Source organism: Agrobacterium sp. 22-226-1 (assembly GCF_053522345.1).
Map to the genome: position 1 here is coordinate 1 of NZ_JBNWCP010000002.1, position 22,370 is coordinate 22,370.

The following is a 22,370-nucleotide window of genomic DNA, read 5'->3' on the forward strand; positions in this document are numbered from 1 at the left end:
AAGGCCAACCCATTGACCAAAGCCTGATCAGACAACCATACTTAGAGGTGGCTCACTTCTCGGTGGAAAAACCGGCTCAGTTCCGCGTGGAAACCAACAAGCATCTTCAGCGAGTTTGAAAAAGCGCTCATCGTCATCTGGTGTCTGCAAGCGCCGAAGCTTGGCGTGAAGCGCGTCAGGTGTCACTCGGTCATAGAATTGGCTGAGGTCTGTCTGAATGATCAGTGCCTCTTGGCCGCCCTCGATTGAGGCAGCGACCGCCTCTGGCCGACTTAGGAAAGTCCGGTAATCCTGGAAGTACGCCCGGTAAAGCTTTGACGAACCCCAACGATGAATGAGATAATCCCCCGATTCCGATTTGTCGCAAAATAGTCGATTGCCATACGACATCATACGACGGCGAACGTCGGCCACATGGTAGTCACCCACTGGATCGCCTTGCTCGGTTTCGACTCTCTCGCTCAAGCAAAGCATGATCGCTGTTGCGACAACCTGATCCTGTAGCGCAACGCGTGCCAAGGGGCGGATTTTTGCACTTTCACTATTGGTTGGCTGCCATTGTCCCTTTTCGCTTACTCTCCATTGCTGGCTCTTAGGCGCCGGGACAACTCTTAGGCTTGAGGGAAAGTAGGAGCCGGTCTTTAGCTCATCACGTATCTCCGCAATGAATTTCGGGAGGTCCGCTGCCGCCCTGTCAAGTTCAAGGGTGTCCGCAAACCAGTTATGATATCGGATGTAAGAGGAGGCTTTTTTCCAAGCCTGCACGAGGACATACTCTTGTGTGATTTGGTCGAGCGTAGCAAAAAGTCGTTGCATCAATGGCGTCCAGCAGGTTGTAAATATGAAATGCGTTCAGAACTTCGGCAGTCATTGCTCTCATTCAAAACATGCATAGCGTGCAGTCGCGACGCTTTTCTCTCGAAGGTAATCGCAATACTCACGATTCGGAAATCCGTTATTTTTCGGGCTAAAAACGATCGGCTAGTCTCACCTTCTTCCGCTGCAACTGCTATGACGATTGAGGTCAGAAAAATTTTTAACTTTCGTTCGGCAGGTGAGCTTCCTCTCTGAGATGACGTGTCCATCGAACTCAATTTGTTCCTGCACAGTAAACAGATGACAAAACCTTCCGACCAAGTCCAGGAGATTGCTGCGCCGGATAAAGCCGAGCTTGAGCGTATGGCGGAAATATTATCCGCTAGTTCCGACTACCGCATTCAGCGAAGGTTGGTTCGCCGGAGCCATGTTAACCCCGCTGACGAAGGGAAATGCAGAGAATGAACCATTCCGATATACTTGGCCGCAGCATCGCCGATCCGATTGTCGGGTCGTACATGGCGGAGCACGAAAAGCTGGATCCAATCGATTTCCACACGAATGCAGAGATCGGATTTTTCGGCGGTTTCGATAGCGGCTTCGGCCTGCAGGTGGAAAGCCTTTCCGCATATAGTGCCGAATTCGAAGAGGTACGGTCACGGCACCTGCCGGACGACGAGGAGAGGATCGTCTCTCGGCTGTCCTTTACCGGGTTGGATGCCATCAGAGCCGTGCAACGGTCCTATATGTCGGCGCTGCCATTCGGTCTGACGTTTGGAGACAGCAGCGACGTCGTGGCCGAGAAACTCGGGGCGGGTCCGTTTCGGGAGGGGAAGAGCAGCTCGCTGCCGGAATATTCAGCCGAACGCTTCGATCACGCCCATGCTGTTGGCAATAAGATCGTGATCGTAAAATATGATGCGAACTTGCGGCTGATGGCGGTCTATCTGATGCATGCTGACCGCACCATGTTCAAGGCGAAGCGCCGAAAGGCGTCCTTGTCCAAGCAGAAGATCGTGCCGGGCAATATCGATAAAGTCGAAGTGTTGCGGGACCAGATTCCGACGCCACGTTGGCGCGCGTCCATGGCCGAGGGAGACGACCTTTTCAACGAGGCCGATATCGCCACGGCTGAAGCAGCGCTGAATGCGTTCGTCGACACGGTGAAGGCCGCAACCAGCGAGCGGGATGCGCGGGCCATCCGGGCGGCGGTCAAGGATATCGTTCTTGCGATCAATGAAATCAACCGCAGAAGCGGGATGATCGAAACACTCGAGCGCGACGAACTTGGCGTTCTGATCGACGCGGTGGTAAGGGCGTCGGGCTTCAGCCTTCCGAATGATGAAGATATCACCGCGGAATGGCGGGAATGGTAACGCGAGCCGATGGCCGCAAGGGACCGACACGTTGAAAAACGCTGACGGGGAGTTGTTGTGATAAGATTGCTATTCGTGAAATTGTACTTGACCGCCTTCGATAACAACGTGACGGCCTTGAATCTCAACAAAGCGCCAGTCCTCGCCGAGTGAACCATCGGGAAAAATCTGCAGGCGGTAACCACCTGATAGCGACAGGTCAGCCCCGCCATAGTTGTCTGTGTTGACAGCTATGACCACGAGTTGCTCTGTTGCGTTTACGAAGGAATTTGTCTCCGCGTCGTAGCCCTTCAGCAGATATGCAATTTTAATGAGCTGCAGGTTTCCCGATTTATGGTCGTCATCGTTAACCTCTGTTCCTTCAGCCGGCTCGAGAAAACGATCTGATGTCCCTGTGATTATCGTCTTCTCATCAACGATGCGCCACGGACATTGAATATGTAGTGCGTATGCACCGACAGTGCCCCTGCCTGAAGGATGCGATACAATCTTTCCAAAATGGAAAACCTTCATGCCCGCAATGTCGCGGGCAATGCTCAATGGGAGCCCTACGAGTACCTGAAGGCAGCCTTCCAAGTGAACTTGATTGTTGTTCTCGAGCATCAAATTAAAACACGGCCAATCGGAAAATGAGAAGATTTCGGCGGACCATCACACAGAATAAGGTTGAAATCCATCGCCCTCAGAATGAGCGTTTGTTGATCGCCGATTTGAATGCAGTCGGCCCAAAGGCTTTTGACCATAAACGCAACCAATCACGGTGTTGCCGGGATTTGTCTCTCAACGACTGCGGCATCGCCAAACTTCAGATCAAAAGCTCAACCACCTCAGTCGCGTGATACATTTGCCCGAGTTGATCGTGCCGGATACGAAACTGGCTGCGTCGCTTGATCCTGAAGTTCCCCGCGGCATCGGTCTCCAGCTTGATGGCCGGATCGTAATAGACTGTTCCCGCCGCCAAGGCCTTCAGGAACAGGATCAGGTCCGTCTGTTCGCAGAGCTGAATGCGCGGGCCGTAGCGATATTCAGGTGGCGGCGTCCGGAACAGCGAGGGAACGTAGGCGGCCTGGGCATGTTTGCGGTTCCAGTGCTCGATGATGCCCGTATACTGCCAGAGCGCGGCTGTCTCGCCATACTGGTCCAAAAGGGCAATACCGCCTGTCAGGTCCGTGATTTTTCCCGCTTCGAAATCGTAGCCGGTCAGACGCAACTGCAGGCCAGTGTCTGAGTGATAGCCGCGGGCGCTCGAATAGATCCCCCCGAAATTCAACCGCCCCGCCTTCCCGCTCTTGTCGGCATAACCGAACCTTCGCAGAAATGCCTCCACCCCTTTCTCGCGATAAAAACCGCCGGTCGGTTCCGGCGTGAGCAAGGTTACCGGGCTCGTTGGCCGGTAGCGGTCAAAGTCGGTTACACCATACTGCTTGATTTCCCAGCCGAGGTAATCCGGTTCCGAATAGCCGTTCGGACTGATACCCAGCTCGGCCTCCAGCGTATAGCCGCCACCGTTTCGCGCGACATAGGGACGGGCAACGCCGTCAGCACCAAGCTTCTGCGAGGGTATCCAGTGTTTTGCATAGATGGCAGCAAGCGTCTCCAGAAGCCGCTGCTTCGTGCTGCCGGCTTCCGGCACGGCCGGAATTTCCAGAAAGACACCTGCGGGCTGGAGATCAGCGGATGCATATACGGCGTTTGCCAGCGGACCGCCGGCCGGCACGGCGTAACCCAGAACCTGCCCGTCACGGGTGATCCCGAGAAAAAGCACCCTGCCCTCGTCACGGACGCGCATGACATCTCCCGGCGCATTCCGGCATCCCTTCAGGAAGCCCGACATCCGCACTTCGGGGTATTTCGGGTAGAGAATAAGCTGGGCGTTCGGGGCCTCGTAACGGCCGTTTTCATCAATCCACCAGAACCGGACACCTGCCTTGGCCCGGTCGCGCACGCTCCCTGCCGTTTCGGACCCGTCAGTCTCCACGGCACCGTGCGGAATGACGTTCAGGGCAGAAAAGTCGCCGCCGAGATAAATCTGGTTTTTCGAGTTGTCGTTCGGTGCAAGCTTCTTGGCGTAAATTCGCTCGGCGCCAGCCTGGCGCATCAGCCCGGCAAGGGCCTCAAGGGTATCAATCATGCTGCCAGGCCCCGGATTTCCAGTTGAGGAGTTTCACCGCGCAGCCATACGGCAAGAGTTGCAGCAATTTCACCAACCGGCAACTTCTCCCTGCCCTTGAGCGCGCACTCCCACACGGTACCGACACGCCAGCCGGTCTCCCGAAGACGGGTGATCGCCCTCACATCACGCGCCACATTTCCAGAGATCTTGGCCTGCCAGAATTCCGTCCGCGTCGAGGGCATCCGGAAGAGATGGCAGTCATGGCCATGCCAGAAGCAGCCATGGATAAAGACCACGGCGGAATATTTCGGAAACACCATATCGGGTTTTCCGGGCAACGTGCGCTCATGCAGCCTGTATCGAAAGCCGGCCGCGTGCAGGGCCCTGCGCACCAGCAGCTCCGGCTTCGTGTCCTTGCCGCGGATGCCGGACATCATCCGGCTGCGGACATGGGCAGGAACGATATCAGCCATTGACGACGGCCTTCTCCTCCTCCGTGTCGGGAAGATGAAGGACCTGACCGGACCGGGCATCCGGCAGCCATGGGCTCATGGCCTCTGCAATGGCTTCGACAACGGGCATGACGACCGCATTGCCGAACTGCTTGTAGGCCTGCGTGTCGGACACCGGTATTTCCCAGACGCGGTTTCCCCGCTCGAACCCCATCAGACGGGCACATTCCTTCGGAGTAAGCCGGCGCGGACGCTTCCCCTTCCCCTGATCGATCAGGATTTCGGAGCCATCCTTGTAATAGCGGGCGGAAAGCGTCCGGGCGACGTCACCGGGACCAAACAGACCGAACCCGAAGCCGTTGCCCTTTGCCTCGTGCTTCTTCTTGTAGTTCTGGAGATATTCCCAGAGCTTCGGGGTCAGGGTGTATTTGGCCTCAACACCGGATTGCAGGATGCTGCTCAAGGTCGGCTCCGGACCTTCGGGAACAGCGACGTCATCAAACGTGAATCCCGCGCTGTGATCGCGGAAGCCGGCAATGAAGATTCGTTCCCTTCCCTGGGGAACCCATGGCCGGGCGCTGACCACCCGGGTCACGACCTTGTAGCCGAGTTCTTCCTCCAGCACCTTCATGATGGTTGCAAACGTGCGCCCCTTGTCGTGGCGCTGAAGGTTTTTCACGTTCTCCAAGAGGAAGGCTTTCGGCTTGTGGTAGCGGATGATCTGCGCCACATCGAAGAACAAAGTACCCTGTGTGGCGTCGAGAAAGCCGTGGGGGCGCCCCAGTGCGTTTTTCTTCGATACGCCCGCGATCGAGAACGGCTGGCAGGGAAAACCTGCCAGAAGCACGTCGTGCGCGGGTATCCTTGCCAGCGCCTCGTCATCCTTCGTGTACTCCCGGATATCGCCGGCGAAGACGTGTTCCTCGTCCTCGGGAAAGTTTTTCCGGTAGGTCTCTGCCGCGTACTTGTCCCACTCGCTGGTGAAAACACATTTGCCGCCAATGCTCTCGAAACCGACCCTGAGGCCACCAATGCCGGCGAAGAGGTCAATAAAGCGGAACCGGACCGGCTTCTCCGGCAGCCGGTGGCTTTCTGCCAGCTGCCGAAGCATGTCGAGAGCGAGCGGAGACGGAGAGCATTCGCCGTTTTCGTGACGGTAGGCGGAGCGGATAGAAGCCCTGGTGACGCGCGCGGCCTCCTCAAGGGTAAGTCCGGCCTGCTCCCTGAGCCGCGCGAACTCTGTCTTGCCGTCCTGATGCGTCATTCCCGAATCTCCGCTGTGTCGATTTTTGCCACTCTGGCACAAAGGGACTCAGCGAACAAACAGTTTGTTCCCTCTATGTTCGTATTTTGGCAAATTCACACAGGAGAATTTGACGGCATCAGCACAATAGTCGTCAATAGGAAAGACCCTCACACGACGCCGACGACAACGTCGCCGCCATATTCGCGCGCACGAACATCGCATTCCTTCGACGCCTGCTCCCGGAGATTTCGAAAGGTGTCAGGATTTCGGCCGTCCGGCGCTTTTTCCAAAGACGTTTTCATCAGAGATCAGTCTTCACCGGCTTAAACTCGGAGACTGTGTCGCGGTGCCTTTCATCGCGCGGGGCGGGAGAACCTGCGACGGTGCCCTGGACATCGTCGTCGAATGCGTCGTTCGGCCGGGCATGATCGATCACCGCATTCCGCTGATCCGCCCGCGTGTAAAGGTCGTAGCCCTCGACATCCGGACCGTGCCCGACCAAATGGATTCGTTTCGCGCGATCTCCAGGGAGGTCACGATCCTGATGGCGGTCTTTTTTCAGGAAGCACGAGTTCGCCAATTCCGTCGACGCCCTGGAGTCAGTCCGCTTCAAGCAGAAAAACCGCTCAGGCCACCGCGTCGTAAACCGACAGGAAGTCCGAGACCGTCTTCAGGCAGAGCTCCTTTTCCTCGACATGCGGCATGTGGCTGGACTCTTCGAAGAGCACCCAGCGGATATTCGGAACGCGTTCGGAATAGGGGCGCACGACGTCCGGCGTGGCTTCGTCATGGGCGCCGGAAATCAAAAGTGTTGGGGCCTTGATGCGATCAAGCCGGTCCTCGATCGTCCAGTCCTTCATCGTGCCGATAACGTGGAATTCCGTCGGGCCGTTCATGTTGCGATAGACGGTGTTGTCCTCATCCATGGCAGCGAACGTACGCGCAACATCTTCTGGCCAGGGCGTCACGCGACAGACATGGCGGTCGTAGAAGACACGGGAGGCGGCAATGTAGTCGGGATGCGTCAGCGTGCCGGCTTCCTCGTGAGCAAGTAGAGTTTCCTGCACGTTGGCCGGAAGATCGCGGCGCAGGCGGTTGGCTTCCGCGACCCAGGTACGCATGTTGGCGGGCGAATTGGCGATAACCAGCGCCTTTAGTCCCGCCGGCTGGCGCACCGCATTTTCCGCGCCCAGCATGCCGCCCCATGACTGACCGAGGAAGGCGTAACGATCCACAATGCCGAGGTGAGCCAGCAGCGCATCCAGCTCTTCCAGAAACAGCGAAACCGTCCAGAATTCGGGACCCTTTTCCGGCAGATGCGTGGACTTGCCATTACCGAGCTGGTCGTAGTGGATGACCGCGCGCCCATCAAGCGCCGCAATACCCTTGAAGCTATCAACATAATCATGCGTGCAACCGGGGCCGCCATGTGCCACTACCAGCGGCAGCTTGCCGCTCTTCAGGTCGCCAGTGACGCGATACCAGGTCTGATAGTCGCGGAATGGCAGATAGCCTTCACGGGTTTCAACGGACGTCAATGTGGCGCTCCCTGGATGTGACGATCATGGAGCGGACAATAGGCGGCTGACCGCCGATGCGGCAGCTATCACAACTGATAGGGTAAGGCGGGCCTAGCCGCGCGGCTGGTCGAACATGCGAAGATGCGCCGCGCGGGCGACCGCCTGGGTGCGGTTTCGCGCACCGAGCTTGCGGGTCGCGGCGTTGAGATGCATGACCACAGTCGGTACGGACCGGTCGATCAGGCGTGAGATCTCCTTGGCCGAATAGCCTTCCGCTGAATAGCGCAGGCATTCGCGCTCGCGCATGGTCAGGCGCGGCAAGCGGGAGAGCGCCTGTTCCCCAGCGATGCGTACTGCCGCGGTACGCTGAAAGAGATGCGCGACCAAGCTGAAATCGCCCATGCACAGCCGCACGTCGCGCTCGAGCCGCACGGGATCGCCGGCGCGGATGCCGGTGACAGTGGCATAGTCACCGCCCGGCAGATGGATCGGCACGGTCACACCGGCGGTCAGCCCCCGCTCCCAGAGAAATTCGGCAACCGGCACCGTCTCCTCGTTCATGAAGGCGTGAATGAGCGTCTGCGCCTTGGGATTATAGTTCCAGAAGAAAGGCGCGGTCGTGCCGAGCGCCACATGCTGCACGGGATCGTGACGGAAATAGCCGCGCTGGCACCAATAGTCGCGCATCGCCTCATCGACATTGCGCAGTTCCAGAACGGTCGGAATCATCAGCTCGCCGCTGAGATCGTAACGGCCAGGCGTGTAATCGTAGATCAGCGTATCGAAGCCGTAGCCCTGCATAGCCAGGAAAAGTTCATCAATCTGAAGGTCGAGGCTCGTTGCCGCCGCAAACCGCTCTTCGATGCCTGTGACGTCCATACCACCCTCTCGCCGCGCCGCGCCGAATTTCCAACCCCTGGCCTTCGGACGGCTTCACCCTATCACTTCTGATAGCTAGTGTGGAGCCTCAATTGCTCTAGAAATAATCCTGCTTAAATGTTGCGCAAATGCGAAGGCGAAATCATGTGGCGCGAAATAGAACCGGACGAGAGGCACGAGCTGACAATCCAAGGCTATCGCGTTGTGGCCTATGTATTCGGCAAGGGGCCAGAAACCTTGTTCTGCCTGAATGGCGGACCGGGCCTGCCCTGCGATTACCTGCGTGAGGCGCATTCCTTTCTTGCGGACAAGGGCTTCCGGGTCGTTGCCTTCGACCAGCTCGGTACGGGCGCATCCGACCGCCCGGATGACAAATGCCTCTGGAGCATCGGGCGTTATGTCGAAGAGACGGAAGCGGTGCGCCGGACGCTGGGGCTCGGCCGGGTTCACCTGCTCGGCCATTCCTGGGGCGGGTGGCTCGCCATCGACTATGCGCTGACCTATCCAGACGCTATCAAGAGCCTGATTCTGGCCGACACAGTCGCCGACATGCCGCACCTTTCCAGCGAACTGCAGCGGCTGCGTGCCGCGCTAGGCCCCGAAACGGTAGCGATGATGCAGGCTCACGAGGCGGCTGGCACCTATAATCACCCGGAATACGTGGCAGCCATCACGCTGTTGAACTATCGCCATGTCTGCCGTCTGCCCGAATGGCCGGCGCCGGTCAACCGGTCGCTGCAGGACTGGAACATGGGCCCCTACATGACCATGCAGGGCCCAAATGAATTCCTCTACATCGGCAACCTGAAAGACTGGAACCGCATTGCGGACCTGCCAAAGATTTCCGCGCCCGTGCTCATCGTCGTCGGAGAGCATGACGAGCTGACACCGGCCTGCGCGCTGCGCATGAAGAACGCCCTGCCAGACGACGCGCGCATCAATGTCGTTCGCAATGCCAGCCACATGCCCTTCTACGAAAACCCGGAGGGTTATTACCCGCCGCTCCTTTCCTTCCTCGAAGGCGTGTCGGGCTGATGCTGCATCGCTATCGCTTCATACTTACCAGACCCTTGCAGTTCCTGCCGGTGATCCTCGGCGTTTCCATCATCACCTTCGTCCTGGTCCGGCTGATCCCTGGCGACCCGGCGCGCGTTCTTCTCGGCACCAAGGCGACGCCGGAAGCGATTGCCAATATCCGCTCGCAATTCGGCCTCGATCAGCCGATCTGGCAGCAATATTTCTACTTCGTCAAAAACCTCGTGCATGGCGAAATGGGCCGCTCGATCACTTTCAAGATCGATGTGCTGCAGTTGATCGTTGCCCGCATCGAGCCGACGCTGGCGCTGGTGTTCTCTTCGGTACTTCTCTCCGTCCTGATTGCCGTGCCGCTGGCAGCCGTTGCGGCGCGCAACGAGGGTCGGCTTGTTGACCATGCCGTGCGCATCGTCTCAACCTTCGGCATTGGCTTTCCCTCCTTCTGGCTTGCGCTGATGCTGATCCTGCTTTTTTCGGTCAGCATTCCGCTTCTCCCCGTCTCGGGCTACGGCAACACGCTGTCCGACAAGCTCGTGCATCTCGTTCTGCCCTCGCTGACTATCGCGCTGTCGCTCTCCACCGTGCTGATGCGCTCGCTGCGCGCTGCCATGATCGACTGGCTGAAATCGGATGTGGCAACCGCCGCCCGCGCTCGCGGCATGCCGGAGCGGATCGTCTTCTGGCGCCATGTGGTGCCGAATGCCGTGGTTCCGACGATCAACCTTCTGGCCGTCAATATCGGCTGGCTGATCGGCGGCACGGTCGTGGTGGAAAGCGTCTTCGCGCTGCCGGGCATGGGGCAATTGCTGGTCCGTGCCATCTTCTCGCGCGACTACATGGTCGTCCAGGGCGTGGCGATGGTTTTCGCCTGCGCCACCGTCTTCGTGAACTTCCTGGCCGACATCGCTACCGTCGCCGCAGACCCGCGGGTGAAGCTATGAGCGGCGGCATTGTCAGGACACGCAACGCAACGCTGTATGCCGGGCTTGCCATCTTCGGCCTCTTCGTGCTGATGGCGCTGCTTGCACCGCTTGTCGCACCTTACGATCCGATCTTTCAGGATGCAGCGGCGCGGCTCAAAGGCCCAAGTCCCGCCCATCCGTTCGGCACCGACAATTTCGGCCGAGACATCCTTTCGCGCGTGATCCATTCGGCGCGAGTCGATCTCAAGATGGCGCTGATCGGGGTCGCCTTCCCTTTCGCGATCGGCACGGTTGTCGGGGCAGTTTCCGGCTTCCTTGGCGGATTGGTCGATGCCGTCCTGATGCGGCTGATCGACGTGATCCTCGCATTTCCCTTCCTGGTCCTGATGCTCTCCATCATCGCGATTCTCGGACCAGGCCTTGGAAGCTTCTATATCGCCATGGCGCTGGTTGGCTGGGTGTCTTACGCCCGCCTGGTCCGCGCACAGATCCTCGTACTCAAGAACAGCGATTTTGCCATGGCCGCCCAGAGCCTCGGCTTCTCGCGCCTGCGCATCCTCTTCCGCCACCTCCTGCCCAATGCGGTGAGCGGCTCCATTGTCTTTTCCATGTCGGATGTCGTGCTGGTTCTGTTGTCGGGCGCGGCCATCAGCTATCTTGGCCTTGGCGTTCAGCCGCCGACCGCCGAATGGGGTGTGATGGTTGCCGAAGGCCAGAGCTTCGTCACGCAGGCCTGGTGGATCACACTCTTTCCGGGGCTCTCCATCGTCGTACTCGCCTTCGGCTTTTCCCTCATCGGCGACGGGCTCGCCGAGCGGCTGGGAGTGAACGGATGAGCGCGCGGGCACAGACGCAAACGCAACTCCTTTCCGTCCGTGACCTGTCCGTCGCCGTGGCGACGCCCGAGGAGACGCGTGTCCTCCTCGACCGGGTTTCCATCGATGTCGCTCGCGGCGAGGTCCTGGGCCTCGTCGGCGAAAGCGGTTCGGGCAAGAGCCTGCTCTGCCGCACGCTGGTCGGCCTCATGCCGTCGAACGCCATTTATCGTACTGGCGGGTCGATCGTACTCGACGGACAGGAGATCGCCGGCGCCGACGAGGCCGTGCTGCAAGCGATCCGCGGCGCCCGCGTCGGCATGATCTTCCAGAACCCGACCAGCCATCTCGATCCGGTTATGCGCATCGGCGACCAGATCGTTGAAGGCATAGTCTTTCATCAGCGCGTTGCGCGCGAGGCGGCGAGGTCGCTGGCTCTCGACATTATGGGCCAGGTCGGCTTCACGGATCCGCCTCGCCAGTTTTCAAGCTATGCGCACGAGTTTTCAGGTGGGATGCGGCAAAGGGCGATGATCGCGATAGCGCTTGCCTGCAACCCGGAAATCCTGATTGCCGACGAGCCGACAACGGCGCTCGACGTGACAATCCAGGCGCAGATCCTGCATCTGTTGCTCGACTTGCGCGACAGGCGCGGCCTCTCCATTATTCTCGTGACGCACGATCTCGGCGTCGTCGCCCAGACCTGCGACCGCATTGCCGTGATGCGCCACGGCCGCATCGTCGAGACCGGCGACAAGCGGCAGATCCTCAAAGATCCGCAGGCGGACTATACGAAAACGCTGATTTCCAGCCACCCGTCCATGCTCGCCGAACCAGCCGCGGCCGCGGCCGAGCCTGCCGCGAGGCGGGTGGACATTCGACCGCTGATCGAGATCGATGATCTCGCCGTCCGCTTTCCAACCCGCGGCGGATTGTTTTCGAAACGCAGGCACTTCAGCGCAGTCGATGGCGTATCGCTGCGGATATGGCCGGGCGAAACGGTCGGTATTGTCGGCGAAAGCGGATCGGGAAAATCGACGCTGGCGCGCGCAATCCTCGGCCTGACGCCAGCCTCGGCCGGTCATGTCAGCTTCGATAATGCGAGCCTCCACCTCAAGCGCAAGGAAGCCCTGCGCGCGCTCAGAACCCAAGCGGCGATGGTTTTCCAGGACCCTTATAATTCGCTCAATCCGCGCATGACGATTGGCGAAACGCTTTCCGAAGTCCTCAGCGTTCAGAAGAAAATCCCGGCCGCGCGGATACCGGAACGTGTGAACGAACTTCTCGATCTCGTCGAACTCGACCGCAGCTTTGCACAACGCAAGCCGCGCACAATGAGCGGGGGCCAGTGCCAGCGCGCCGGCATTGCCCGCGCGCTCGCCATCGATCCGCGTGTCATCGTGGCCGACGAATGCATTGCCGCGCTCGACGTTACGATTCAGGCGCAGATCGTCGCCCTCTTCCGCAAGCTGGTTGCGACCATGGAGCTGACGCTCGTTTTTATCGCCCATGACCTACCGGTCGTCCGCTCCCTCTGCCAACGGGTCATCGTTATGCATCACGGCCGCATCGTCGAGGAAGGGCTGTCGGAACATGTCTTCGCCCACCCTCGCGAGGCCTATACGGCCGGCCTGATCGACGCCATTCCCGACATTGACCCGGACAGAGCGCTGTCGAGACATTACAACAACAAATAACCACCAGAGGATCGATCCCATGCAGTTCAAGATGACGAAAGCTAAAATCGCCGCCTTCGCGGCCATCCTCTCCCTTTCGACCTCCTATGTGGATGCCGCGGGCGTGCTGACCATTGGCCGCAACGAGGACTCCACCACCTTCGATCCGATCAAGTCGGCGCAGAATGTCGACAACTGGGTCTTCTCCAACGTCTTTGACGTGCTCGTGCGCGTCGATGCCACGGGCACCAAGCTCCTGCCCGGCCTTGCCGAAAGCTGGGCCGTTTCCGACGATGGCCTGACCTATACGTTCAAGCTGCGCGATGCGAAATTCTCTGACGGCAGTCCGGTGACGGCCGGCGACGCCGCCTTCTCGCTCACCCGCATCCGCGATGACAAGAGCTCGCTCTGGGCCGACAGCTTCAGGATTATCGACACGGCAACGGCTGACGACGACAAGACACTGGTCGTCAAGCTGAAGAGCAAGTCAGTCCCTTTCATCACGATGATGGCGCTGCCCAACGCTTCCGTCCTGCCGAAGAAGATCGTCGAGGCCAATCCCGACACCTTTGCCGAAAAGCCGGTCGGCTCCGGCGCCTTCATGGTCGAAGACTGGAAGCGCGGCGACCGCATTATCCTGAAGAAGAACCCGAACTACTGGGATGCCGGCCATGTCAGCCTCGAAGGCGTCGAATGGATCGTTATTCCGGACGACAATACCCGCATGCTGAATGTCCAGACCGGTCAGATCGACGTGGCGATCACCGTTCCCTTCTCCCGCGTCGCCGAGATGAAGAAGAACCCGGACCTGACCGTGCGCATGGATCCTTCGACGCGCGAGGATCATCTGCTGATCAACCACGAGCACGGCGCACTTGCCAAGAAGGAGGTCCGCGAGGCGCTTGATCTCGCCATCGACAAGAAGGCGATTGTTGAAGCCGCCACTTTCGGTCTCGGCGAAGTCGCCAACTCCTATATTCCCAAGGGCGCGCTTTATCACTATGCCGACAATCTCCAGCGCCCCTACGATCCGGAAAAAGCCAAGCAGATGCTGAAAGCGGCAGGCGCCGATGGCCTGACGCTGAACTATCTCGTCAACGCTGGCAAGGAGACTGACGAGCAAATCGCAGTCCTCCTTCAGCAGCAGCTCGCCAAGGCAGGCGTGACTGCCAATCTGCAGAAGGTCGACCCCAGCCAGAGCTGGGACATGCTGATCGCCGGCGATTACGACATCTCGGTCATGTACTGGACGAACGACATTCTCGACCCCGACCAGAAGACGACCTTCGTACTCGGCCACGACACGAACATGAACTACATGACGCGGTACAGGAACGACAAGGTGAAGGATGTGGTCGCCGCCGCGCGTCTCGAGACGGACCCGGCCCAGCGCGAAGCCAGGTATGTGGACCTGCAGAAGATGGCCAAGGCCGACGTCAACTGGATCGACCTTTATTACAGCCCCTACATCAACGTGATGCGCAAGAACGTCACCAACTTCTACCAGAACCCGCTCGGTCGCTTCTTCCTCGAAGACACCGTGAAGAACTGAGCCACATCAACGGATCGGCCGCGGAGCGCTTGCGTCTCCGCGGACGACAATTTCCATCTATGCGAATTGCGATACCCGAATTCGAGGATGTCGTCTCTCCTGTCGTTCACGTTGGCCAGGTACGGCTAAGGAACGGTCCGCTATCAGGGGAGTTGGCCTGCTAACGGACACGGCATCATCAGTGCGTATGGCCCCCACTAAACCCGCGGAATCCCGAATTTGCGTTTTGCGCCGGCGATTTAGCGCTGGTGAGAGTGCCCCGGCGCACTGGATTGTGGTTTGCGGCTATTGCATTCGCGAGCGGCCGGGGCAAACTTTCCCACCTGGACGGTGCTCAACGCCAGACCAGTACCTCATATCGAGAGTTTTACGATCGCAGTGTGCTCTTTGCATGCGACAGTACACATATATTATGTCACCCGGTCACTTCTGCGCATCAACACAACTTCTGTCCAGGCGCTCGCTGACAGACCTTTACTACCGCTATGTCGAAAAGGGTATCAACGGAAGACAAAAGACCTATGAATTCAAAGATCTGCAAGACTTTTTAAAAGCGCCATATCATCCTGCCCGCTAATGTCGTCTGCATCTGCCTCGACCAGATACTCAACCACCGCTGAGATGCCGCCCAGATGCCCCTTGAGCAATCTCACTGCTTCATCCTCATCGCGTGCCTTGATCGCCGCGTACAATGCCGCGTGCTCGTCAATCACTTCCTCGAAATAGCCCAGCTTGGGAAAGGCCCGGCGGCGGACACGATCGAGCTGGCCCGTCGCATTGTGAATTGTCTGCCAGACATTCGGGAAACCGGCAATCTTGCACAAGAACCGGTGAAATTCGTTGTCGACCTTGAACGCTTCGTTGATATCGCGCCGCTTGGCGGCGTCCTGTTGGCGAAAAATCAAAAGGTCAAGATCGCGCTCATAGACAGGATCGAAATTGCGCGCTGCGAGTCTGACCAAACGCATCTCGAGGCTTGAGCGCACCAGATGCCCTTCAATCACCTTCCGCATGACGATCTTGTTGACGAAGGTGCCCCCGCTTGGAACAATATTGACGAGACCTTCCTGCGCGAGCCGCAAGACCGCCTCGCGCATCGGCGTGCGGGAAATACCAAGCTCGGCGCAGGTCTCTTTTTCGTTCAGCGTCTCTCCGGGCGCAAGCTTCATGGTGATGATCGCATCGCGAATGACATTATAGGCCCACAATGCTTTCGGCAGGCCGGTGCCCTCCCCGGCATCCATGTCACCCAGTCCCAGTTTCGCGTGCGAATTCACTCAATGCCTCGCTTACAGTTCTATATAGTGCGGCACCCTAACATATCGTCCGATATCCGCACCAGAAGACCATATCGGTTTACGCGCTTCAGATTTCATTGGCGAGCTTGAGCGTCATTTCGAGTAGAACCCTGGCACCTGCGCCAACCTGATCCGGCTCGCACCATTCTTTCTCGCTATGGGACACCCCATTCTTGCAGGGTACAAAGATGACCGCGGCGGGGCAGACATGCGTCATCGACAAAGCATCATGGGACGTGAGCGTCGGGAGCATCATGGATGGATAGCCGAGGCGCTCAGCCGCTTCGAGAACGTCACAGGAAAGCTCCGGCGACAGATCGAGCCTTTGGCGATAATGAGAGGTGGTGGCCTCGATCGTAAGCCCGGTCTCATCCGCAATGCGTTTTGCGGCAGCCTCGATCCGACCGATGATCGCCGCCCGGCCCGCCTCCGTCACGTGAACGGCAACATAGGATAGCTTGGTCAGGTGCGGAATGTTGACACGGTTGTTCGGCCAGTTGCGGATCACGGTGGCGCTGACCATGCCATCCGGCTCGTTCTCCGCACCGATCGCCTCGATCTCGAGAATGAGTTTGGCCGCGCCGACCAGCGCATTGCGCCGCCTCGACATCGCCGCTGTCTGCGAATGGCCGTTTTCGCCATTGATATCGATGAACCCGCTGCAGCCCCACGAGCTATTGGAAACGGCGGCGATCATCGCGCCGGCCTTTTCCATTTCCGGTCCCTGCTCGATATGCAGTTCCAGATATTTGTACACCGGGCGATCGCCGACCGGATGTGACCCGGCATAACCGATGCGGGCAAGCTCATCCCCGAGCATCGCCCCGGCCTCATCCTTGCGCGACAAGGCTTCATCGAGTGGCAGGAGCCCGGCAAAGACGCCGGACCCCATGACACCAGGCTGGAACCGCGCCCCTTCCTCATTCGTGAAGTTGGCGATCTCGATTGACCGCCTTGTGGTAATGCCCGCGGCATTCAATGCGCGTACCACCGCAACGCCAGCAAGCACGCCGAGAACGCCATCGAACTTGCCGCCCGGCATCTGCGTGTCGAGATGGCTGCCGATCATCAGCGGCGGCAGGGATGGATCAGCGCCTTCCCGTCGCGCAAACATGTTGCCGACCGCATCGATCGAAACCACCATCCCCGCTTCCAGCGCCCAATGGCGGAACAGGTTGCGCCCCTCGCGATCAGCATCGGACATCGCCGGACGAAAACTGCCGCCCCCCTCTGTCCCGCCGATTGCACCCATTGTCATGATGTCGGCCCAAAGGCGTTCGTTATCGATTAAAGCTGACGTCGTCATGGTCGATCCTTCGATGGTCGGAGAGGAAGTCACAGCAGGATCAGTTGGTTTCCAGCAGCACATCTTCGAGCGTATTGAGGAAGATATCGGCGTGTTCGCGGCCGAAGGGCAGCGGCGGACGGATCTTCAACGTATTACCATGAATGCCGGCCGCGCTGATAAGGACACGGCGCTCACGCATGCGATTGACCACCGCAAGGGAGCGGGCGCCGTCCGGGGCGCGGCTCTCACGGTCCTTGACGAATTCCAAGCCGAGAAAGAGGCCTGCGCCGCGTACATCGCCGATGCAATCGAATGTCTGCTGGAGCTTGCGCATGCCCTCCAGTATGTAATTGCCGGTCGAAAGCGCGTTGCCCATCAGGTCCTCGTCACGAATGATGTCGAGCACTGCATTGGCAGCGGCAATCGAGACGTGGTTGGCGCCAAACGTGTTGAAATAGCGGATATCCCGACCAAAGCGCTCCTGCACCTCCCCCTTCATCACGGCTGCGGCGATCGGCAGGCCGTTCCCCATCGGCTTGCCCATCACGGCGATGTCGGGAACGATGCCATGGCGCATGAAGCCCCACATATGCGAGCCCGTGCGGCCAAAGCCCGGCTGCACTTCGTCGGCAATGTAGAGCGCGCCAGCCGCGTGCACGACTTCCAGCGTCTTCTTGAGAAAACCTGCCGGCTCCGCAAAGATTCCGTCGGTCGAAAAGATGCTGTCGGCGATGAAGGCGGCCGGCTTGATGCCGTGGCGTTGCATGAAGGCGATCGCCCTGGAAACGTCTTCTGCAAACGTCTCGCCGACGTCCTTGCCATCGGCGTGGTAGCCATCCGGTGCAGGCACGGTGATGACATGGGTTCCGAGCGGCATGTTGGGCCCGAGCGCCGGCGAGATGGCGGCGGCGGCAGCCGTCGTGCCGTGATAGGCGTTCTCGGTGATGATTATCCCGGTACCGCCGGTATAATAGGAGGCAAGCCGCATCGCGAGATCAACGGCCTCGCTACCCGTGCAGCAATACATCACCCGGTTCAATTCTTGCGGAAACGATGCCAGCAGTTTCTCGGAATAGTCGAGGATCTTCTCGTCGAGATATCGCGTATGCGTGTTCAGCACCGCGGCCTGTTCAGCAATCGCCCCGACAACACGCGGGTGGCAATGTCCCACCGAGGGCACGTTGTTATAGGTATCAAGATAGGCATTGCCGTTCGGGTCGTATAGCCAGACACCTTCGCCCCGGACAAGATGCAGCGGGTTTTCGTAAAACAGTCTATAGGAAGGGCCGAGCATCGCCTGGCGGCGTTCGATCATCGAGCGCTCCCGCTCGGGCAGACTGCCTAGACGTGACGCATCGAAGCCGTTGATCATCGTTGTTGCTGGCTTGCTCATACCTGTTCCTCCTCGGCGATCAAGCGCGGCAGGCCGCCGCCAGACGCGCCATGGCGTCATTCTTCGAAATTGCATCAAGCCGGGCAAACTGCGCCCAGACGGTGGGACTGTTGCGGGTATATCGCTCCCTGTACTCGGGAAACAGCCTTGCCTGCCATTCCTGTATTGCAAGCCGCATCAGCATACGTGTCTCAACAGCCGGATAAAGCAGTTCGAGTTCATGAACCGAAAGCGACTTCTCCGTCGCATAACCCTTGAGAAAATCGCACATCGCCTCGACCGGATCCTCGGCCTCGCCCATTTGGTAACAGGCACCCACCGCGACATCGAACAGCACAGGTGCATGCACCATGTCACCGAAATCGATGATGCCGCTGATCTCATCTGGTTCCTTCTCGCTGACGAGAATATTCTCCATGTTGAAATCATTATGGATAACCTGCGCTGGCAGTTCACCGATGCGCGGCAGGATAAGACTTTCGAAACCGGTCATAGCCCGTTCCAGTCGCGCCCGGTGCGCCTCGTCGTCGAAGATGGACAGCAATTCGCGAAGCCCCGCTGCGTGCGACATGTCCCACGTGATCCGATGATTTGCGGCCTCGTGCGTAAATCCTTGCAGCGCCTTCTGCATTCGACCGAGCAAGGCGCCGACACGATGGCGCTGGATTGCCGAATGTGGTTGCGATTTCTGCGATACTCCGGGAACGAAGGTGACCATGCGCACCCCACGAGTGCCGCCCTCGGCGTCTGTTGTGCGGAAATCCGCCTCGCCATCCAGAGTGCGAATGATCCGCTGGATCGGAATGCCGGGATCGGCGGCCTCCACATGCAGAAGCGCCTGGCTGTGCATACTGGTCATGGCCGGATTCTCGGCCGGATTGAGAATTTTGAGGAGATATTCCGTACCATCGGCAAGTGTCAGCCTGTAATTGCTGTCCTTCTCCCCCCACAGCCATTCGGCCTTGCCGTCAAGCCCGTATTTTTCCAATGCAATGCGCTCGGCCTGATCCGCAAGCACGGCGGTCGCGCACGTCTTCAGCTCAGCGCCCAGCACGCTTGCCGCCCCCTGGTCTGCCGTTGAGGCCATATTTTTATCCCGATACTGCGATTGTGCGAGTGGCACCGAAGCAAAACATTCCTCCGTGCCGTTGTCTTATGTCAGACCACACGCGGTGCGTTGATCATCTCTTCCGGATAGGCGGCCTGATAGGCCGCAGCCAGCGCCAGCACGATGTCGTCGCGATAACGCGGGCCGACAAACTGCAAACCGATCGGCAATCCGCCTGTATCGAGGCCGCAGGGCACCGATACGGCAGGTTGGCCGGTCATATTGAACGGATATGTGAAGGGCGACCAGTCGGACCAGTCCTTGCCTTCGATCCCACCCGGAAAATCCACGCCAGCCTCGATTGCCGTCGTCGGCATTGTCGGCAGCATCAGCGCGTCATAGTTTTCATGAAACAGCGCCATGGCAACCTTGAGATCGGCCCTGACCTGTTCGGCCATCACATAGTCGATGGCAGAATAGGTTTTCCCCTTTTCGTAAATGCGGATCAGGCCCGGATCCATAAGCGTCTTCTGCATTTGCGTCGGATTGGCCATTTCGACCGTGCGGGCTTCGGCGGCATACCAGAGTGTGAGAAGAGCATCCTGCGGATTGGAAAAGCCGGGATCGACCTCCTCCACGATCGCACCCATATCCGCCAGCCGGCCTGCGGCGCGCTCGACGGCGGCGGCAACGTCTGGCTGAACCTCGGCGTAGCCGAGATTGCGACTGTAACCGATCTTCACGCCCTTGACGCTCGTAGCCTTCATCCCTTCGTGCCAGTTCGGCACCGGCGTGGGGCAATAGCCATACATCGCCTTTGGCGTCGGCCCGGTTGTCGCGTTCATGAACAGCGCCGCATCCTCTACGGTCCGTGTCAGCGGGCCACGATGGGCAAGCTCGAACAGCGCCGTCGGCGTATCGGACGGGATCCAGCCATAGGTCGGCTTGATACCGAACGCGCCGCAAAATGAAGCCGGGATGCGGATGGAACCGGCACCGTCGGACCCCTCATGCAGCACGCCCATATTGAGCGCCGCTGCGACAGCTGCGCCGCCAGACGAGCCGCCAGACGCACAATCGGTGCGCCAGGGATTGAGCGTATTGCCGAAGGCGGGGCCGTGGGTGACACCCTTCCAGCCGAATTCCGGCGACGTCGTCGTACCGAGAATAGTCACGCCTGCACCGCGCAGGCGCTCCATGATGAGAAATTCCTTCTCGGCAGGCGTCCTGGAACCGAGCGCCGACCCGCGCCGCCAGGGAATACCCTTGACCGGGGTCAGCTCCTTGATCGTGGTTGGCGCACCGTCGATAGGCGAAAGCGGTCCGCCTTTCTTCCAGCGCGCTTCGGATGCCTTGGCTTCCGCGAGCGCCAGTTCCGGCACGACATAGGCAAAGGCGTTGACGCTCGGGTTGAATTTCTCGATCCGCGCGAGCGAGGCCTTGGCGGCTTCGACCGGCGACGCCTTGCCGGTGGCGAAGAGTTCGGAAAGCTGCGCCGCGGTCATCTCGCCAAGATCGGTCTGTTTCATCACGTTCATGATCTTTATCCTTGATGCTTTTAGGCGTGTGCCGCCTGAACCTTGTCCAGCGCACGATGAACGGCGCCGAACATGTCATCGATCTGCTCGGAAGTAATGATCAGCGGTGGGCAGAAGCAGATGGCTTCGCCGATATTGCGGATGATCAGTCCTTCATCCTGGCATGCGGCGGCAACCGCTGCGGCAGCATCCCCGGCATTGGCATCCGCCCATGGCTTAATCTCCAGCGCGCCGAGCAGGCCGATACCGCGCGAGGAATGCGCCAGCGGGTGTTTGGCGAGTTCTGCGAGCCCGGCGAGGAACTTTTCTTCCAGCCGCGCAACATTGCCGACCAGGTCGCGTTCCTGAATGATCTTCAGGTTTTCAAGACCGACGGCGGTCGCAACCGGGTGACCGGAGGCGGTGTATCCGTGACCGAAGACGCCGATACGGTCGGATTCATCGGCGATCGGCTGATAGAAGTGATCATTCATGATGATCGCCGAAAGAGGCATGTAGGACGAGGAGATCTGCTTCGACACGACAAGCACGTCCGGCTTGATGCCGAGCGTCTCGCAGGCGAACATCTTGCCTGTGCGGCCGAAGCCGCAGATGACTTCATCGGCAACAAGAAGGATGTCGTATTTCTTCAGGATGTCCTGAACACCGGCCCAGTAGCCATCCGGCGGCACCAATACGCCGCCAGCGCCCATCACTGGCTCTCCCCAGAAGGCCGCGATCGTTTCCGGGCCCTCCTTCAGGATCAGGTCTTCCAGGTCCTTGAGCATCCGCTTGGTGAAATCGGCTTCGTTTTCGCCTTCAAGGCCGAAATGCACATAGGAAGGGCAGGACGTGTGAACCATCCGGTCAAGCGGCAGGTCGAAGCTTTCATGGTTACGCGGCAGGCCGGTAATCGAGCCGGCAGCGATTGTCACGCCATGGTAGCCCTTGATCCGGCCGATGATCTTCTTCTTGTCGTTTTTGCCGAGCGCATTGGAGCGGTACCAGACCATCTTGCAGGCAAGATCATTGGCCTCTGATCCGGAGGAGGTAAAATGAACCTTGGACATCGGCACGGGAGCGAGCTTGATCAGCATCTCGGCCAGATCAACTGACGGCCCATGCGTCTTGTAGGAGAAGGTATGGTAATAGGGCAGTTTTTCCATCTGCGCCTTGGCGACTTCCGCCAGCCGCTTTTCACCGAAGCCGAGCGCAACCGACCACAGGCCGGCAAGACCCTCTATATACCGCTTGCCGGTATTGTCTGTGACGTAGATGCCGTCGCCGCTCTCGATGACGAGGCCGCCGGATTTTTCGTATTTCCTGAGATTGACCATGGGATGCATGTGATAAGCCATGTCGCGGGCTTCGACGGAATTCGGCATAATCGTCATGTACTGCTCCATAAGCGGGCCATGTTGCC

General features: G+C 59.1%; 20 protein-coding genes. 6 read left to right on the forward strand and 14 right to left on the reverse strand.

Translation table 11 applies throughout. The features are described from left to right. Positions 1-27 precede the first annotated feature (27 nt). Positions 28-816, reverse strand: a complete 789-nt coding sequence (locus ACQZ5K_RS03045; RefSeq protein ID WP_448739617.1) for a hypothetical protein — start codon at positions 814-816, stop codon at positions 28-30. 461 nt (positions 817-1,277) lie between these two features. Here ACQZ5K_RS03045 and ACQZ5K_RS03050 point away from each other — a divergent pair, with 461 nt between their 5' ends. Next, positions 1,278-2,192: a hypothetical protein gene (locus ACQZ5K_RS03050; protein WP_448739618.1), complete on the forward strand. Its 915-nt coding sequence runs from the start codon at positions 1,278-1,280 to the stop codon at positions 2,190-2,192. 69 nt (positions 2,193-2,261) lie between these two features. Here ACQZ5K_RS03050 and ACQZ5K_RS03055 read toward each other — a convergent pair whose 3' ends face one another. The 7 genes from ACQZ5K_RS03055 to ACQZ5K_RS03085 all read right to left on the reverse strand — a co-directional run bounded on the left by ACQZ5K_RS03055 (position 2,262) and on the right by ACQZ5K_RS03085 (position 8,402). Next, positions 2,262-2,732: a hypothetical protein gene (locus ACQZ5K_RS03055; protein WP_448739619.1), complete on the reverse strand. Its 471-nt coding sequence runs from the start codon at positions 2,730-2,732 to the stop codon at positions 2,262-2,264. A 265-nt stretch (positions 2,733-2,997) separates the two neighbouring features. Next, positions 2,998-4,323: an MvaI/BcnI family restriction endonuclease gene (locus ACQZ5K_RS03060; RefSeq protein WP_448739620.1), complete on the reverse strand. Its 1,326-nt coding sequence runs from the start codon at positions 4,321-4,323 to the stop codon at positions 2,998-3,000. Next, positions 4,320-4,778, reverse strand: a complete 459-nt coding sequence (locus ACQZ5K_RS03065) for a very short patch repair endonuclease (protein ID WP_111792037.1) — start codon at positions 4,776-4,778, stop codon at positions 4,320-4,322. Before ACQZ5K_RS03065 ends, ACQZ5K_RS03060 begins: the two co-directional genes overlap by 4 nt. Further along, positions 4,771-6,021 (reverse strand): DNA (cytosine-5-)-methyltransferase, encoded by a 1,251-nt coding sequence (gene dcm / locus ACQZ5K_RS03070; RefSeq protein WP_448739621.1) that lies wholly within the window; start codon positions 6,019-6,021, stop codon positions 4,771-4,773. The genes ACQZ5K_RS03065 and dcm overlap by 8 nt, the downstream gene beginning before the upstream one ends. A gap of 283 nt (positions 6,022-6,304) precedes the next feature. Next, positions 6,305-6,583 carry a hypothetical protein gene (locus tag ACQZ5K_RS03075; protein WP_448739622.1) on the reverse strand — a complete coding sequence of 93 codons (279 nt, stop codon included), beginning with the start codon at positions 6,581-6,583 and terminating at the stop codon, positions 6,305-6,307. 46 nt (positions 6,584-6,629) lie between these two features. After that, positions 6,630-7,541 carry a proline iminopeptidase-family hydrolase gene (locus ACQZ5K_RS03080; RefSeq protein ID WP_111792034.1) on the reverse strand — a complete coding sequence of 304 codons (912 nt, stop codon included), beginning with the start codon at positions 7,539-7,541 and terminating at the stop codon, positions 6,630-6,632. A gap of 93 nt (positions 7,542-7,634) precedes the next feature. Next, entirely contained in the window at positions 7,635-8,402 is a 768-nt protein-coding gene (locus ACQZ5K_RS03085; RefSeq protein WP_448739623.1) for a LuxR family transcriptional regulator, read from the reverse strand. A 144-nt stretch (positions 8,403-8,546) separates the two neighbouring features. Between ACQZ5K_RS03085 and ACQZ5K_RS03090 the strand changes: the two genes are divergently transcribed. The 5 genes from ACQZ5K_RS03090 to ACQZ5K_RS03110 are packed head-to-tail and all read left to right on the forward strand — an operon-like array spanning position 8,547 to position 14,403. Then, entirely contained in the window at positions 8,547-9,437 is an 891-nt protein-coding gene (locus ACQZ5K_RS03090; RefSeq protein WP_111792058.1) for a proline iminopeptidase-family hydrolase, read from the forward strand. Positions 9,438-9,439: 2 nt separating this feature from the next. Next, positions 9,440-10,378 (forward strand): ABC transporter permease, encoded by a 939-nt coding sequence (locus ACQZ5K_RS03095; protein ID WP_448739849.1) that lies wholly within the window; start codon positions 9,440-9,442, stop codon positions 10,376-10,378. Continuing rightward, entirely contained in the window at positions 10,375-11,196 is an 822-nt protein-coding gene (locus tag ACQZ5K_RS03100; RefSeq protein WP_448739624.1) for an ABC transporter permease, read from the forward strand. The genes ACQZ5K_RS03095 and ACQZ5K_RS03100 overlap by 4 nt, the downstream gene beginning before the upstream one ends. Beyond that, the gene (locus ACQZ5K_RS03105; protein ID WP_448739625.1) at positions 11,193-12,872 is read left to right on the forward strand and encodes a dipeptide ABC transporter ATP-binding protein; all 1,680 of its coding nucleotides are present in this window, start codon (positions 11,193-11,195) and stop codon (positions 12,870-12,872) included. The genes ACQZ5K_RS03100 and ACQZ5K_RS03105 overlap by 4 nt, the downstream gene beginning before the upstream one ends. 31 nt (positions 12,873-12,903) lie before the next feature. Further along, complete coding sequence (locus ACQZ5K_RS03110) at positions 12,904-14,403, forward strand: ABC transporter substrate-binding protein (RefSeq protein WP_448739626.1); 1,500 nt, start codon at positions 12,904-12,906, stop codon at positions 14,401-14,403. 527 nt (positions 14,404-14,930) lie between these two features. Here the strand turns inward: ACQZ5K_RS03110 and ACQZ5K_RS03115 are convergent. From ACQZ5K_RS03115 to ACQZ5K_RS03140, 6 genes are all read right to left on the reverse strand, one after another. Further along, on the reverse strand, positions 14,931-15,647 hold the full coding sequence (locus tag ACQZ5K_RS03115) for a GntR family transcriptional regulator (RefSeq protein ID WP_111792029.1): 717 nt from the start codon (positions 15,645-15,647) through the stop codon (positions 14,931-14,933). Positions 15,648-15,768: 121 nt separating this feature from the next. Beyond that, the gene (locus ACQZ5K_RS03120) at positions 15,769-17,007 is read right to left on the reverse strand and encodes a hydantoinase/carbamoylase family amidase (RefSeq protein WP_448739627.1); all 1,239 of its coding nucleotides are present in this window, start codon (positions 17,005-17,007) and stop codon (positions 15,769-15,771) included. A 40-nt stretch (positions 17,008-17,047) separates the two neighbouring features. Beyond that, positions 17,048-18,382: an aspartate aminotransferase family protein gene (locus ACQZ5K_RS03125; protein WP_448739628.1), complete on the reverse strand. Its 1,335-nt coding sequence runs from the start codon at positions 18,380-18,382 to the stop codon at positions 17,048-17,050. 19 nt (positions 18,383-18,401) lie between these two features. Then, positions 18,402-19,469, reverse strand: a complete 1,068-nt coding sequence (locus ACQZ5K_RS03130) for a phosphotransferase (RefSeq protein WP_448739629.1) — start codon at positions 19,467-19,469, stop codon at positions 18,402-18,404. Positions 19,470-19,540: 71 nt separating this feature from the next. After that, positions 19,541-20,968 carry an amidase gene (locus ACQZ5K_RS03135; protein ID WP_448739630.1) on the reverse strand — a complete coding sequence of 476 codons (1,428 nt, stop codon included), beginning with the start codon at positions 20,966-20,968 and terminating at the stop codon, positions 19,541-19,543. A gap of 20 nt (positions 20,969-20,988) precedes the next feature. Then, positions 20,989-22,341, reverse strand: coding sequence for an aspartate aminotransferase family protein (locus tag ACQZ5K_RS03140; RefSeq protein WP_448739631.1), 1,353 nt, complete (start codon positions 22,339-22,341; stop codon positions 20,989-20,991). Positions 22,342-22,370 lie beyond the last annotated feature (29 nt).